Raw genomic sequence first — 15698 nt, 5'->3', positions numbered from 1 at the left:
AGCTGGAAACTGAAAATATTTTTCGCTGAACTCGGTGTGCCGCAGCGTTTTGCAAATGCAGCAGCCACCTGGGGGCGGTCACTGCGCTTTTCAAGGCGGAGCTCGACCCAGGTGGCATTCAGACGCCGCCGTCAGTGCCTGCGATTCAGGCTCCTTCAGCAACGTGGCGCGACCAAGCTAGCGTGTACGTTTTTCAATGCAAGGCTTGGCGGATACAGGTGGCCTTGATACCGCTGTGGGTGCCCAGTGTCGCTGGGTGGCCGGGTCCGGAAGCACATGCCGTCACTCTTGAGACGCGCGCGAAAACCCTGAATTATCGCTGATATTGACAGGCCGCTTCGCGACCGCAGTCAAAAAATCAGGATCAGGCGTTTTCCCCAGACGCCAAGGCCGTGCTCTGCAAGCTCTGAATACGGGCGCGCAACTGCTTGAATCGCTCCAGGCTCTCGCCCTGCGGGTTGCTCATGGCCAATTGCTGCGCTTCGGCACCCAGCTGCGCGATCCAGAGCTGGCGCATGGCCATCTGGAAGACCTCGAAGTGCGGCTCATCTTCCGTGAACAGGTCCACCAAGAGGCCGCGCGCCGAATCCAGCACACCGTCCTCGGCCATGGCCGCCTCCAGCACCGACCAGGCACTGGCACCGTGGTGGACCAGGTGGCGCTCCAGCCAGGCCACCAGCTCGCCGTGCACGCCGGGCAGCTGGTGCAGCAGCTGGTGGTCTTCGGCGCTCAGGCGCTCCCACCAGGCACAGTTCAGCAGCAGCATGCGCAGGGCGTTGTCGACCGGCGAACTGGGCGCGCGCCTGGGCAACTGTGGCCCCGAGTCCTCGCCGCCTTCGCGGCGCTTCCAGCCGCCTTTGCCTTTCCAGTCCTTGGCGTCCACCCATTCTTTTTTGGGCTTCCATGGCTTGCGCTCCGGGCGCGGCTCGCCGGCATGGGCTTGTGGTGCTGCGCTGTCGTAGTCGCCGCCCGCCGGCGCGAAGTCCATCTCGTCATAGTGGGCGGGCGCATCGTCGGGGCCATCGAAGGCGCGTCGGGGGGCGGCTTGGCGTGGGCCGGCCTCACGGGTGCCGCTGCGACCATGGCTGCCTTCGCTTTGCACCTGCCAGGCCGACATCAGGTCCTGGTCGCTCAGCTGGGCGCGGCGCGCCAGTTCGCCGAGCAGGGCTCGCTTCATCAGGCCCTGCGGCAGGGCCTGCCAGAGCGGACGGGCGTTCGAGAGCATTCGGGCGCGCCCTTCGACGCTGCCCAGGTCGCAGCCTTCGGCCGCGGCCTCCATGAGCTGGCGCGACAGTGGAATCGCCTCCTGCACGCAACGTTCGAAGGCCTCGGCGCCGAGCTCGCGCACATAGGAGTCCGGGTCATGCTCGGCCGGCAGGAACAGGAATTTGACGTTGCGCGTGTCGGTGGCGTGGGGCAGGGCGGCCTCCAGTGCTCGGCCGGCAGCGCGGCGGCCGGCGGCGTCGCCGTCGAAGCTGAAGATCACAGATTCGGTGAAGCGGAAGAGCTTGTGGACATGCTCGGCCGTGCAGGCCGTTCCCAAGGTGGCCACGGCATTGTTGAAGCCACTTTGGGCCAGGGCCACCACGTCCATGTAGCCTTCCACCACCAGGGCGTAGCCGCGTTGGCGCAGGCCGGCGCGCGCCTCGTACAGGCCGTAGAGTTCGCGGCCCTTGCTGAAGACCGGGGTTTCCGGCGAGTTCAGATACTTGGGTTCGCCCTTGTCCAGCACCCGGCCACCGAAGCCAATGGTTTCACCCTGGACATTGCGGATCGGGAACATGATGCGGTCGCGAAACCGGTCGTAGCGCTTTTGTTCTTCGCCTTCTTCGCCCGAAACAATCACCATGCCGGCCTCGGCCAACAAGGGGTCGTCATAAGCCGGAAAGGCGCTGGCCAGTGCGCGCCAGCCTTCGGGCGCATAGCCGAGGGCGAAATGGGCCGCGATCTGGCCGGTGAGGCCGCGCTTCTTCAGGTAGTCGATGGCCCGAGGCGATTTTTTCAGCTGGCCGCGGTAATGGTCGCTGGCGCGCAGCAGCACATCGGTCAAGGTGGCCTGGCGCTGCTTTTGCTGGGCGGCGCGTTCGCGTTCCTCGGCCGAGCGTTCGTCCTGCGGTACTTGCATGCCGGCCTGCTGAGCCAGGTCCTGCACAGCCTCGACAAAACCCAGGCCGCTGTGCTCCATCAGAAAGCCGACCGCATTGCCGTGCACGCCGCAGCCGAAGCAGTGGTAGGTCTGGCGGGTCGGGCTGACGATGAAGCTCGGAGACTTCTCGCCGTGAAATGGGCAGAGCCCCTTGTGGTTAATGCCGGCTTTTTTCAGCTCGACATGGCGCCCCACGACTTCGACGATGTCAGTGCGGGACAGGAGATCTTGGATAAAGCCGGGAGGAATCACGCGGCGAGTCTACAAGCTGCCGCTGCCACCGGCCTCGCGGGCGCGCAGCGCCTGCATCCAGCCCGATTGCGGAAACTGCCGCACCCAGGCCTCGACCTCACCGGCCGGCATGGCCTCGGCAATGCCATTGCCCTGGCCGTGGATGCAACCCAGGCGCAGCAGGGCGCGTGCATGGGCCGCGGTTTCCACGCCTTCTGCCACCACCGTGCAGCCAAAGTTGCGCGCCAGGCCGATCACGCCCTCGACCAGGGCACTGTCTTGGCTGTTGATCAACATGTTCTGCACGAAGGAGCGGTCGATCTTGAGTGCATCGACGGGCAGGCGCTGCAGATAGGTCAGGGTGGAGTAGCCGGTGCCGAAGTCGTCCAGGGCAAAGCTGACGCCGTAGCCGCGGCAGCGCTTGATCAGGGCTTGGGTGGCACTGATGTCGGCCAGGGCGGCTGACTCCAGCACCTCCAGGCACAGGTGGCGTGCCACCGGCTCACTGTGGCGCTGAATCAGTTCCAGCAAGCGCTGCGCAAAGTCCGGCATCTGCAACTGGCGGGCGGTCACGTTGACGCTGATGTTCAGGCGCAGGCCCAGGGCCAGCCATTGCTCGCTGTGCTTGAGCGCTTGCTCCATCACCCAGTCGCCGACCTGCACACCCAGGCCGGTGCTTTCGATCAAGGGCAGGAAATGCGCGGGGCCGAGCAAGCCGCGCTCGGGGTGTTGCCAGCGCAGCAGGGCTTCCATGCCCAGCACTTGGCCGGTTTGCATATCGATCTTGGGCTGGAAGTGCAGCTGCAATTCACCCGCGTCGAGTGCCTGCTGAACACGAGCCAGCGCAATCAGGCTGGCCTCATTGCGCAAGCGCTTGGCGGTGTCGAAGAGCTGGAATCCTTTGCGGCCGCCGTGCTTGACTCGGTAAAGTGCGTGCCCGGCATGGCGCATCAGAGTTTCGGCATCGCTGTCGTCTTGCGGGAACAGGGTCGCGCCAATGCTGGCGCTGAGTTCGCTGATGACGGGGGAGGGCTCAAGCAAACTTTGGGGTGTGCCGGCCTTGAGTTGGTAGGGTTGGGCCACCACCGAGAGCAAGCGTTCCAGCGCCTGTTGGGCTTCCTCCGGGCCATGGGTGCGCAGCAAGAGGCCGAACTCGTCGCCGCCCAGGCGCGCCACCACATCCGACCATTGCGGGCTGCTGCGCAGGGCGGACTGCAGGCGCTGCGCCACTTGCAGCAAAAGGCTGTCGCCTCGCTCTGGGCCCAGCTCCGCATTGATGTGCTTGAACTGGTCCAGGTCCAGTCGGCAGATGCTCAGGCGAAAACCCTCGCGCTGGCAGCTGTCCAGACCCTGGCGCAACAGGCGCATGAACTCATCCTGGTTGGGTAAGCCGGTCAGAGGGTCGAAGCGAGCCTGACGGTCGAGCAGCTCTTGCTGCTGCAAGGCCAGGGTCAGATCGGACATGGTGATCACGCGGTAGCGCAGCGGTCCGTTGGGCTCTGGGATGCTGGAGACGGTCAGCTGCAGCTGGCAGGCGCTGCCATCGGCGCGGGCCGCTTGGACGCGGGCCTGCCAGAAGCCTTCGCTCAGGAGCTGTTGTTGCAGATGCTCGGGGTTCAGGCCCGAGGTCTGTAGCACCGGCAGGGTCAGCGGTGGAGCCAGCTGGCCGACCAGGGCTTCACGCTGCAAACCCAGCATGCGGCAGAAGCTGGGGTTGGCATCGAGCACGCGGTAGTCGGTGTCCGTGACCGCCAGGCCCTCATGCAGATGCTGGAACAAGGCCACGCTCATGCGTTGGCGCTCTTCGGCTTGGTGCTGCCAGTTGACATCGCTGAGCAGGGTCAGCAAACGCAAGCTGTGTCCTTGGGCATCGCGCTGCTGAACGCTGCCCTTGAGTTCGTACCAATGCCATTGGCCGGCCGCCGTATTCAGTCGCAGGGGCTCGAGGATTTCATCAGGCCCACCGGGCGGCAGCATGCTCTCGATCGCTTGGCGGCAGCGTTCGCGGTCCAAGGGGTGGGCGGCCGCCAGCCAGTCGCTGGGCCAAGCGTCGCGTTCGGGTTGTGTGCCGGTGTGGCGCACCCAGGTTGGGCAGGCCTGGCTGCTGAGCTCCACCTTGCGCAGCCCGCGTTGGCCGTGGCCGAGGCGCCATTCGGCCAAGCCGATGCCGGTGGCCGCCAGCAGACTTTGCCAATGCCGCCGCTCTTCATGCATTTCAGCGCGCTGCGCAAACAGCAAGCCTGGCAGCAGGCTCAGCGTGAAGCCGTAAAGCGCCAAAGCGGCGCTTTGTTCGATGCTGCTCAGCGTGGCCAGTGGCCCTTGTGTCTGAGCGGTGGCCAGGCTCAGCCCACCCAGAAGCAGAGGCAGCGTTCCCGCGGCGAGGCTGCCCTGGCCGCGCAAGGCCAGGATGCTGAACAAGCCCAGCGTCAGCAGCAGCAAAGCCAGGCTGGCGACACCGAGCTGCGGCTCTTGCAGCAACAAGACCGTGGCTGCCAGACAGGCCGCGGCCAAGCTGCTGCCGAGCCAAAATGCGCGCCAAGTTCTTGGCGTGGTGGCAAAGCGGGAGGGACTGAATCGTGCAGCCTGCATCAGCAGTGCCGTCAGCCCGAGCGCCCCCAATCCTTGGCCGGTCCAGCTCAGCAGGAGATGGGGCAGTGCCGCACGGGTGGGCATCAATCCGGCGGCTTGCAGTGCCAGGCAGGCGCCTAAGGCTGACAGGCCGCTGCCGACCACACCGCCAAGTGTGATCAGTTGCACCATGTCTCGACCTCGCTGCAGTGGCGCCTGGAATCCGACCGATTTGAGCCAGTGCATGGCGACCCAGGGGCCGAACACCTGGCTGAAAGCCAGGGCTGGCGCCAGCAGGGGTGGGGAGTCCAGCATCAGGGCCAGCGCCAGATTGCCCAGCCACAGTGCCGGCAACTGGCTCGTACCCCAGCAAAGAAGGGCTGCCAGTGCCAGACCGGCGGGCGCCCATAGCAAGCCGCCATGGTGGACGAGGACACCAGTTCCCGAGCCCGCAGCGGGATCCAGCCGCATCACCCACCAGCCCCAGAGCAAGTGGGCCATCAAGAGCGCCAGTGGCTTGCGCAGGCTCAGGCTCGCCGTGACCAGTGAACTTCGGCGCACATGGTGTGGTGGGGGGAGTGAGGAGGTGTCGTCCAAGGCAGTCGATCGCCGGGCTGGCGGCCTGGGCGCGGGGGGGGGGCAGCGGTTGATCGTTGAAGGCCGAGGGCACAGCGACGGCCCAGGATCAGCGTGCTGATGCTAGCAGCCCGCCTCTGAAACTCCGCAGCTTGGCCCCCTTCAAACAGGTGGAAGAACTCGGGGGAAACTATCTGCTTGAACCGGTGCCCAGGGTTTATCCGGGCATGAAAAAGCCGCCATTGAAAGGCGGCTTGGTGCGCAGCGACTGGGCCGGGCAGGAATTATGTCTGCGCGCGGCCTGAATCGTTTTTAGACGTGGAAATCAGCCAGCGAAGCGCCGCCAGCGATTGCTGCCTTCAACCATTTGGGTTGCAGACCACGGCCGCTCCAAGTCTCGCCGGTCGCTTGATTGCGATACTTGACTGCGACCTTGGAGGTTTTCACCAGCTTCGGCGCGCGAGTACTCAAGTCAGCAGCGGTCAGACCAAAATCAGCCATCAGGGAACGGACTTTGGCGATCGCATCGGCGCGTTCGCGTTCCTTGGTTTCTGAAATTTGTTGGTCAAGCGCAGCCCGTTGGGCCAGGAGGTCTTTCAGGGATGACATTGATGCAAATCCTCGCAAGGTTTGGAGTCCCACCATAGGGTTCGAATCATTATAGGCATACAAGCCCTAAATCAAACAAGCCCCACGAAACCCGGCTGTGGTTTGCTACACAGTATTGCCTGCTATTTGCTAAGACCGTCCTGGCTAAATAGTAAAGCGCTGCACCATCTCGCGGTATCTGCCGGGCTGGCAGGTAGGCTTCACTTATAGCCGACTCGGTCCAGGATTTGTTGCACCTTCGGCTGATGGCTGCCCACCACGGCCACGGGAATGGTTTCACTCTTGAAACGCCCCATGGCTTCGAGTGCCGGGTTGGCCGGGCGCACTGAGGCCACGGCCGGCCATTCGTTGTTGCCATTGGCAAAGTAAGCCTGTGCGGCATCGCTGCTCAGATACTCGAGGAACTTGATGGCATTGGCCCGGTTCTTGGCATGGCGTGCCACAGCTCCGCCTGCAATATTGATGTGGGTGCCCCAGCTTTGCTGATTGGGGAACACCACACCAATCTTTTCTACGCTGCTGCGATCATCCGGTTTTTCGGACCGCATCATGCGCGCGAGGTAGTAGGTGTTGGTGATGGCGATGGCGCATTCACCGCTGGCCACGGCCTTGATTTGGTCGGTATCGCCGCCCTTGGGTTCGCGAGCCATATTCAGCACCATGCCCTTCAGCCATTGTTCGGTGACGGCTGCCCCCAAATGCTCATACACCGAGCCGAACAGGGACAGGTTGTAGGGATGCGATCCGGAGCGTGTGCACAGTCGGCCTTTGTTCTTGGCCGCGCCGAGGTCTTCGTAATTGAGGACGTCTTCTTTTTTGACGCTCATTTTGTTGTAAACGATCACGCGTGCGCGGGTCGACAGGCCAAACCACGCCGTGCCTTGCTCGCTTTCCTTGGCGCGCAATTGCTCGGGAATCCGCTGGTTCAACAGACTGGATTTCACCGGCAGAAACAAACCCTCTTCCTCGGCTTTCCACAATCGGGCTGCGTCCACCAACAAAACCACATCGGCAGGGCTGGCCGAGCCCTCGCTTTTCAAACGAGCCAAAAGGCCGGCGTCGTCGGTGTCGACACGATTGATGCGAATACCGGTGGCTTTGGTGAAATTGGCGTAAAGGGCTTCGTCGGTTTGGTAATGCCGAGCCGAATAGAGGTTCAATTCCTGATCCTGCGCTTGGGCCGTGGCAGCCAGGCCCAGGCACAGCCCCAGGCTCAGAAGCGGGCGGGTCAGTGAAGAGGCAAGGTTTCGCATGAAAGAAAACTCCAAACTGTGTGTGTGTGTGGCGAAGTTTACATTGAACAAGAATTATTCTTGTTTGTGATTGAAAAACAAGCCCGAGCATTGCGGGCTTATTCATGCGCATGCATCAAGAGCGCGGCTTGAGCTAGCTTGCGGATGGTCCGGTGAGGATCACTCCATCAACTGGTGCTTGCGATCAAGGCGTCGGCGGGACGTAGCGCGCCACCGCTTTGGCGCCGCCGCCGAAGAAGACTTGTTGGTAATCCCATCGCCTGCGCTGAGCGCAGGTGAGCGCTCCCCGCAATTCTTGCCTTCGCGTCGCTCAGGCCGTCGGCGGGACGTAGCCCGCCACCGCTTCGGCGCCGCCGCCGAAGAAGAATTGCTCCATTTGGCGGGCCAGGTATTGGCGGGCGCGCAGATCGGCCAAATTGAGGCGGTTTTCATTGACCAGCATGGTCTGGTGCTTCATCCACAGGGCCCAGGCTTCCTTGCTGATGTTTTGGTAGATGCGTTTGCCCAGTTCGCCGGGGTAGGGCGCGAAATCCAGGCCTTCGCCTTCTTTGTTCAGATGGGTGCAGTGGATGGTGCGTGCCATGGTGTGTTCCTTCTTTTCTCGGGTGTGCGCGCGTCGCTCGGGCTTGCGCTGGGTGGCGCGGACTCTAGCGCGCCGGCAATAGTGGAGTGGGCCGTCTGTGTTTGTGGGGGTCTGAGCTCAGAGCTTTTTGACCAGCACCTGGGAGCGGCGGTCCCAGTTGTACTTGCGCTTGCGTTCTTCGGGCAACCACTCCGGATCCACCGGGTGGAAGCCGCGCTTGATGAACCAGTGCATGGTGCGGGTGGTCAGCACGAAGATGCTGCCCAAGCCTTGCGCTTTGGCTCGCTGTTCGATGCGCTTGAGGATACGGTCGCCGTCGCCCTGGCCTTGCACATCGGGCGAGACCGTCAAGGCCGCCATCTCGGCCGTGCGCGCTTCTACGTACGGGTACAGCGCGGCGCAACCGAATATCACGCCGTCGTGCTCGATCACGGTGTAGAGCTCGATGTCTCGCTCAATCTCGGTCCGGTCCCGCTTGACCAGAGTGCCGTCGCGCTCGAAGGGTTCGATCAGGGCAATGATGCCGCCGATGTCGTCGGAGTCGGCCTCACGCAGGCTTTCCAGCTTTTCGTCGACCACCATGGTGCCGATGCCGTCATGGGTGTAGACCTCCTGCAGCAAGGCGCCGTCAACGGCAAAAGGCACAATGTGTGAGCGCTCCACGCCGGCCTGGCAGGCCTTGACGCAGTGCTGCAGGTAGAAGTCGACGTCGATGGGCGGCGTCGCGCCCGCGGTCGGTTTGTGCGACCGGGCCAACATGCGCACGGCATCGGCCAAGGCCAGTTCGGTATCGACCGGGCTGTCCGGGTCGCTGGGGTCCTCGCGCACGCCAGCCACTTCGCAGACAAACAACAGCTTGTCCGCCTGCAGGGCGATGGCGGCACTGGTGGCCACATCTTCCATGGTCAGATTGAAAGCCTCGCCGGTGGGCGAGAAGCCAAAGGGGGAGAGCAGCACCACGGCGCCGCTGTCGATGGCGCGCTGGATGGCTGCCGCATCGACGCGTCGCACCAGGCCGCTGTGCTGAAAATCCACGCCATCGACGATGCCGACTGGGCGGGCCGTCAGGAAGTTGCCGGACACCACCCGCACCGTGGCATTGGCCATGGGCGTGTTGGGCAGGCCCTGCGAGAACGCGGCTTCAATCTCGAAACGCAGTTGGCCGGCGGCCTCCTGGGCACAGTCCAGTGCCACGGCGTCGGTCACCCGCACGCCATGGCTGTATTGCGCCTGCTGGCCCTTGGCGGCCAGCTGCTCGTTCACCTGGGGCCGGAAGCCATGCACCAGCACGATCTTGATGCCCATGGCGTGCAAGATGGACAGGTCCTGCACAAAGGCATTGAGCTTGCCCGCCGCCACCAACTCGCCGGGCATGCCCACCACAAAGGTCTCGCCTCGGTAGGCATGGATGTAGGGCGCGACGGAGCGAAACCAAGGGACGAAGGTGTGGGGGAAGACAAGGCTCATGGCCCGCGATTGTGCCGCAGCTCCGGGTCTTCCCTGGTGGCGCGCGCCTGAAGTGGGGTGGGGCGACTCGGTGAGAAACAGGCCCGTGGACTCGGAGTCGCCTGCCCCTGTTTGGAGCCGCCCGTTGCGGGGCAACGATAATCCGCGCCTCGTGAACGCCAAGCCCCCCCATCCCCCTCGTCCGCCGGGCACCGCCCGTCGTGCCCCCAACGAAGCCAACTCAGCCCGTGCTGCCGGGCAGGGCCGTCCGCCGCGTCCACTTCAGCCCGCACAGGCGGGCCAAGCGGCTCCGGCTGCCCAGGCCGCGGAAGCGCCGCGCCCTCCGCGCCCACCTCGGCCACCTCGGCCAGAGAATGAGCGACCGCTGCCGCCGGCCAACCCGCTGCCGCCCATCACCTTCCCCGAGTCTTTGCCGGTGTCGAGCCGGCGCGAGGACATCGCACAGGCCTTGGCCGAGCACCAGGTCATCATCGTCTGCGGCGAGACCGGTTCGGGCAAAACCACCCAACTGCCCAAGATCGCCTTGGCCCTGGGTCGCGGCCGCGCGAACACCGGCCGCCTGATCGGCCACACCCAGCCGCGCCGCATCGCCGCCAGCAGCGTGGCCAAGCGCATTGCCGACGAGCTGAAGACGCCGCTGGGCGAGATCGTCGGCTACAAGGTCCGCTTCCAGGACCGCCTGCAGCCGGGCGCCAGCGTCAAGCTGATGACGGACGGCATCTTGCTGGCCGAGACGCAGACCGATCCGCTGCTGAAGGCCTACGACACGATCATCATCGACGAGGCCCATGAGCGCTCGCTGAACATCGATTTCCTGCTCGGCTATCTGCGCGAGGTGCTGCCGCGCCGGCCGGATCTGAAGCTCATCGTCACTTCGGCCACCATCGACGCCGACCGTTTCGCCAAGCATTTCGAGTCCGCCAAGGGCCCGGCGCCGGTGCTGATGGTCTCGGGCCGCACCTTCCCGGTCGAGCAGCGTTACCGGCCGTTTGAAGAGTCGCGCGAGTACGACCTCAACAACGCCATCTGCGACGCGGTGGACGAGCTGTGGCGAGAGGGCGGCGGAGATGTGCTGGTTTTCCTGCCCGGCGAACGCGAGATCCGTGAAGCCGCCGAGGCCTTGCGCAAGCACCACCCGCCTGGCGTCGAGGTGCTGCCCCTGTTCGCGCGCCTGTCGCAGCAGGAGCAGGACCGCGTGTTCGAGCCTCATGGCCAGCGCCGTATCGTGTTGGCCACCAATGTGGCCGAAACCTCGCTGACCGTTCCCGGCATCCGCTACGTCATCGACCCGGGCACCGCGCGGGTCAAGCGTTACAGCTACCGCAACAAGGTCGAACAGCTGCAGATCGAGCCGGTCAGCCAGAGCTCGGCCAACCAGCGCGCGGGCCGCTGCGGCCGGGTGAGCAACGGCATCTGCATCCGTCTCTACGACGAGAAGGACTTCAACGAACGCCCGCGCTTCACCGACCCCGAAATCCTGCGCAGCTCGCTGGCCGGTGTGATCCTGCGCATGAAGTCGCTGGGCCTGGGCCAGGTCGATGAGTTCCCCTTCATCGAGCCGCCGCCACGCAAGGCCGTGGCCGATGGCTACCAGCTGCTGCAGGAGCTGGGCGCGGTCGATGATTTGAACGAGCTGACGCCCTTGGGCCGCGAGCTGTCCAAGCTGCCGCTGGACCCGCGCGTCGGCCGCATGATTCTGGAAGCCCGCAACCGAGAGGCGCTCAACGAGGTGCTGATCATCGCCAGCGCGCTCTCGGGCCAGGACGTGCGCGACCGGCCCATGGAGCAGCAACAGGCGGCCGACGAGAAGCACAAGAAGTTCGACGACGAGAAGAGCGAGTTCCTCGGCTACCTCAAGATCTGGAAATGGATCGAGGAGGCCAAGGGTGGCCACGGCGAGCACAAGCTCAGCAATCGCCGCTACGAAGCCCTCTTGCGCGAGAATTTCATCAGCCCGCGCCGCGTGCGCGAGTGGAAGGACATTTACTCCCAGCTCCATACCGTGGTGGCCGAGCAGGGCTGGCGCCTGAACGGCAGCCCCGCCACCTACGAGCAGTTGCACCTGTCCATGCTGGCCGGCCTGTTGGGCAATCTTGGCCTCAAGAGCGAGGACGAGGACTGGTACCTGGGCGCACGTGGCATCAAGTTCTGGCGCCATCCCGGCGCTCACCTGAGCAAGAAACCGGGCCGCTGGATCGTGGCGGCTGAGTTGGTGGACACCACGCGGCTGTTCGGCCGCGGCATTGCCGCGATCGAGCCGCAATGGCTGCCCGGCATCGCCGGCCATTTGATCAAGACCCAGCTGCTGGAGCCGCATTGGGAGAAAAAGGCGGCCGAGGTCATCGCTCTCGAGCGCGCCACGCTCTACGGCATCGTCATCTACGCCAATCGACGCGTGAACTTCGGCAATGTCGATGCGAAAGCGGCGCGCGAGATCTTCATCCGCGAGGCCCTGGTCAATGGCGAGTGGGAATCGCGCCTGCCTTTTCTTGCCCATAACGAGCGCCAAATCAAGAAGGTCGAGGAGCTGGAACACAAATCGCGCCGCCAGGATGTGCTGGTCGATGACGAGCTTATCTATGCCTACTACGACAGCCAGCTGCCGGCCGAGGTCTGCTCGGGCGCCACGCTGGAGCGTTGGTACCGCCAGGCCAGCAAGGCCGAGCCCAAGCTTCTGCATCTGAGCCGCGAGGAGCTGATGCGCCACGAGGCGGCCGGCGTCACCACCGAGGCCTTCCCCAAGACCCTGCGCCTGGGCGGCGTCGACTGCACGGTCAGCTATTTGCACGAGCCCGGCGATGCGCGTGACGGTGTCACTGTCAATGTGCCCATCTTCGCGCTCAACCAGGTCAGCGAGGAGCGCTGCGAGTGGCTGGTGCCCGGCATGCTGGCGCAGAAGATCACGGCCTTGCTCAAGAGCTTGCACCAGCGCCCGCGCTCGCGCCTGGTGCCGCTGCCCGATTTCGTCGCCGAGTTCATCGCCAGCAACCCCTTTGCCCAAGGTGCCTTGGTCGAGGTGCTGCTAAAGGCGGTCAAGGAGCGCAGCCAGTTGGCCGTGCAGCGCAATGACTTCAAGCTTGAGCAGCTGCAGCCGCATCTGTTCATGAACTTCCGCGTCGTCGACGAACATGGCCGCCAGCTCGGCCAGGGCCGCAATTTGGCGGCGCTGAAGTCAGAGCTGGGCGGCCAGGCGCGCTCGGCCTTCCAGGCACTGGCGGCGCTCAAGCTGCCTTCATCGGCGCCTGCTGCCGAGCCGCTGCCGCCGGTGGCCAAGGGCGGCATTCGCGCCGAGGTGGTGCAAGCCAAGAAGCCGCTGCAGGAATCCGCCAAGACCTACACCAGTTGGACTTTTGGCGAGCTGCCCGAGCTGATGGAAGTCAGCCGCGGCGCGCAAAGCCTGATCGGTTTCCCGGCCCTGCTGGACCGTGGCGTGCATGTCGAGATCGAGGTCTTCGACGAGCCCGATGTGGCTGCCGCCAAACATCGCCTGGGCCTGCGTCGCCTGGTGGCGCTGCAGCTCAAGGAGCCGCTCAAATTCTTGGAGAAGAACATCCCGGACCTGCAAAAGATGTCGGTGCTGTTCATGAGCTTGGGCACGGCCGAGGAGCTGCGCGACCAGATCATCGGCGTGGCCCTGGACCGAGCCTTCCTGGCCGAACCCTTGCCCAAGGACGAGTTCAGCTTCAAGACCCGCATCGAAGAGGGGCGCAGCCGGCTCAACCTGATCGCCCAGGAAGTGGCGCGCCAGACCGGCGTGGTGCTGCAGGAGCTGCATGCGGCGCAGAAGAAGCTCAAGGACGCGCGCGCCGGCAAGGAGGCGGCTGAGGACATCACGGCCCAGCTGCAGCGCCTGTGCCCGAAGAACTTCGTCAGCGCCACACCTTGGGCTCAGCTGCAGCACCTGCCGCGTTACCTCAAGGCCGTGACCGCCCGCCTGGACAAGCTGCGCGCCGATGCCGCCCGTGACGCCAAGCTGCTGAGCGAGCTCAAGCCCTTGGAGCAGCGCTATTTGCGCCGCGTCATCGAGCTCAAAGGTACGTCGGATGCACGTCTGGCCGATTTTCGCTGGCAGCTGGAGGAGCTTCGCGTCAGCCTCTTCGCCCAGGAGCTGCGCACGCCCCAGCCGGTCAGCGTCAAGCGCCTGGACAAAGTCTGGGCGCAGCTGCAGGGCTGAGTCCAGACTTTGCGGCGAGACTGACATCTGCCCGCAGGGCATGTCAGGTCGGAGCCACAAGGTCCGGGCGCAGCTGCAGGGCTGAAGCTTGGTGGGGGAAATAGGCCACCTTTCCCTCTCAGCTTGCGGCAACCGCAGTGCCGGGCTTTGTGTCCAATAGGGCGATAACGATCCATGATGTCCTGTTGGGGCCCGCTTGCCTGTGTCTGACGCTTCTGCCTCTTCCTCATCGACCGACAAGCCTGCGGTGGCGGCCGCGCCCATGCGCCGCTTCGGCCGCTTCGAGTTGCGTGCCTTGCTGAGCAAGAGTGCGCGCAGCATGTTGTGGGTGGTCTATGACGCCCGCCTGGGGCAGGAGCTGTTTCTCTGTATGCCTCGGGTGGCGCCCAACAGTGCCGCGGCGAGTGAGCATTGGCAGAAGATGGCCCAGGCCGCCTCGCGCGTACAGCACCCCAATCTGGCCCACGCCATTGAAATCGGCCAGGTCGAGCAGTGGCCGTTTGTGGCCTATGACCGGGCCCTGGGCGAAACTCTGGACGAGCGCCTGGCGCGCCAGAGCGCGCCGCTGCCGGTGGATGCGGCCGACTGGATCTGCCAATACCTCGAGGGGCTGGCCTTTGCCCATGAGGCCGGACATGCGCACCGCGATGTCCAATGCGCCACGCTCATCATCGGTGCCAACAACCAGGTCCGCGTGCTGGGCTTGGAGGTGGCGCAGGAGGTGTTTCCGGCGACCGTGGACTTCAACACTGTCACCCGCCGTGCCGTGCGCGAGTCGGCGGCGGAGGATGTGCTTTGCGTCGGCCTGCTGCTGCACCGCATCCTCAGCGGCCGGCCTGTGCTGGAGCAGAGTGATCTGCAGGCCGTCGTGCGGCAGATGCAGCCACTGGGCCGAGAACTCGTGCGCCTGGGCTGGGAAACGCCGCACCCTATTCCCGACCCTCTGCGCGCCATCAGCAACCGCGCCACCGACCGCCAGGCCCGCCAGCGCTACCACATCGCCCGCACACTCTTGCGCGCCCTGGACGGTTGGCGCACCACAGCGGCCAGCGACCAGGGCGGCCCGATCGCCTTGCTGATGGACAAGCTGCAGCGCATCGGCCATCTGCCCAGCAGCAGCCCGGGGCTGAGCCGCATTGCTCAGTCCTCCAGCATGGAGCGCCAGCACACCAGCGCTTTGTCGGCCTTGGTGCTGCAAGACATGGCGCTCAGCCTGGAACTGCTGCGTCGGGTCAATAATTCCTTGAAGCAAAGCGGCGCGGCCGTCGATGGCACGGTGCTCAATATGCAGCGCGCCATCGCCATGCTGGGTCTGGACGGTGTGCAGCAGGCGGCACGTGCGCTCAAACCTTGGCCCGGGCCGCTGAGCGAGCTGCAGGCCACCATGTTGCGCAGCCTGATGAAGCGGGTGCACCGTGCGGGGCAGATCGCCCAGGTGCTGCGCCCGGCCGGCTATGACGGCGAGGTGGTCTACCTGATCACGGTGATGCAAAACCTCGGTCGCCTGCTGTTGCAATACCACTTCCCGGACGATGCCCAGCAGATCCGCCAGCTGATGCTGCCGCCCGAGCCGAGCGAGGATCAGCCCCATCCCCAGGGCATGAGCGAGAAGGCCGCTGCCTATGCCGTGCTGGGCTGCGATCTGGAGGCGCTGGGCGCGGCCGTTGCCAAGCATTGGAGCCTGGGCGAGGAACTGGTCCACATGATCCGGCGCCAGGCGCCTGAAGCGGCCGTGCGCCACCCCAACAATGACGCCGACCTGCTGCGTCTGACCTGCAGTCTGGCCAATGAGCTGGTCGATGCCCTGACCCAAGTCGAGGCGCGCCGCCAGCCCAGCGTGGAGGCGGCCACCCGTCGCTATGCCCGCGCCCTGGGCTTGGGGCTGCAGGACATCAAGCTGGCCCTCAATCCCGAGACGCCGCCGCCGGCCACCTTCGATGCCCAGCAGCCACCGCCGCTGAGCGAGGGCCCCCGGCCTTCGGCTTTGCGCAAGCGCTTGACCGGTGGCAATGCGCCACCTGCAGCCGGCGGTGGTGCTTGAACGCCGTGGTGCAGCAAATGAAACCCGCTCCATAGTCCGCGCTCATCTCT

General features: G+C 64.9%; 9 protein-coding genes. 3 read left to right on the top strand and 6 right to left on the bottom strand.

Translation table 11 applies throughout. From position 1 onward, the window contains the following. Positions 1-364: 364 nt before the first annotated feature. A complete protein-coding gene (gene dnaG / locus LNV23_RS09690) occupies positions 365-2398 on the bottom strand; it encodes a DNA primase (RefSeq protein WP_263562806.1) in 2034 nt (677 codons plus the stop codon). A gap of 9 nt (positions 2399-2407) precedes the next feature. Further along, positions 2408-5506, bottom strand: a complete 3099-nt coding sequence (locus LNV23_RS09685) for a putative bifunctional diguanylate cyclase/phosphodiesterase (RefSeq protein ID WP_263562805.1) — start codon at positions 5504-5506, stop codon at positions 2408-2410. Positions 5507-5673: 167 nt separating this feature from the next. On the opposite strand from LNV23_RS09685, the gene LNV23_RS09680 reads away from it, so the two are divergent. After that, on the top strand, positions 5674-5826 hold the full coding sequence (locus LNV23_RS09680) for a hypothetical protein (protein WP_263562804.1): 153 nt from the start codon (positions 5674-5676) through the stop codon (positions 5824-5826). 7 nt (positions 5827-5833) lie between these two features. Here LNV23_RS09680 and LNV23_RS09675 read toward each other — a convergent pair whose 3' ends face one another. The 4 genes from LNV23_RS09675 to argA all read right to left on the bottom strand — a co-directional run bounded on the left by LNV23_RS09675 (position 5834) and on the right by argA (position 9433). Continuing rightward, on the bottom strand, positions 5834-6130 hold the full coding sequence (locus LNV23_RS09675; protein WP_263562803.1) for an H-NS histone family protein: 297 nt from the start codon (positions 6128-6130) through the stop codon (positions 5834-5836). A 200-nt stretch (positions 6131-6330) separates the two neighbouring features. Further along, positions 6331-7383: an extracellular solute-binding protein gene (locus LNV23_RS09670; protein WP_263562802.1), complete on the bottom strand. Its 1053-nt coding sequence runs from the start codon at positions 7381-7383 to the stop codon at positions 6331-6333. 310 nt (positions 7384-7693) lie between these two features. Continuing rightward, positions 7694-7966 carry an oxidative damage protection protein gene (locus tag LNV23_RS09665; RefSeq protein WP_263562801.1) on the bottom strand — a complete coding sequence of 91 codons (273 nt, stop codon included), beginning with the start codon at positions 7964-7966 and terminating at the stop codon, positions 7694-7696. A 117-nt stretch (positions 7967-8083) separates the two neighbouring features. Beyond that, entirely contained in the window at positions 8084-9433 is a 1350-nt protein-coding gene (gene argA / locus LNV23_RS09660; protein ID WP_263562800.1) for an amino-acid N-acetyltransferase, read from the bottom strand. Between argA and hrpA the strand changes: the two genes are divergently transcribed. Next, entirely contained in the window at positions 9432-13607 is a 4176-nt protein-coding gene (gene hrpA / locus LNV23_RS09655) for an ATP-dependent RNA helicase HrpA (RefSeq protein WP_411910559.1), read from the top strand. The genes argA and hrpA overlap by 2 nt on opposite strands. Before the next feature lie 202 nt (positions 13608-13809). Then, entirely contained in the window at positions 13810-15648 is a 1839-nt protein-coding gene (locus LNV23_RS09650; RefSeq protein ID WP_263562799.1) for an HDOD domain-containing protein, read from the top strand. Positions 15649-15698 lie beyond the last annotated feature (50 nt).

The organism is Kinneretia sp. DJ1R-11 (assembly GCF_025717595.1).
Lineage (GTDB): Bacteria > Pseudomonadota > Gammaproteobacteria > Burkholderiales > Burkholderiaceae_C > Paucibacter_A.
This window is presented reverse-complemented; position numbering and strand designations above follow the sequence as displayed.

Coding starts and splice junctions, on each gene's coding strand:
- LNV23_RS09675 (WP_263562803.1), bottom strand. CDS start 6,130: ATGTCATCCCTGAAAGACCTCCTGGCCCAACGGGCTGCGCTTGACCAA.
- LNV23_RS09670 (WP_263562802.1), bottom strand. CDS start 7,383: ATGCGAAACCTTGCCTCTTCACTGACCCGCCCGCTTCTGAGCCTGGGG.
- LNV23_RS09665 (WP_263562801.1), bottom strand. CDS start 7,966: ATGGCACGCACCATCCACTGCACCCATCTGAACAAAGAAGGCGAAGGC.
- hrpA (WP_411910559.1), top strand. CDS start 9,432: ATGGCCCGCGATTGTGCCGCAGCTCCGGGTCTTCCCTGGTGGCGCGCG.
- argA (WP_263562800.1), bottom strand. CDS start 9,433: ATGAGCCTTGTCTTCCCCCACACCTTCGTCCCTTGGTTTCGCTCCGTC.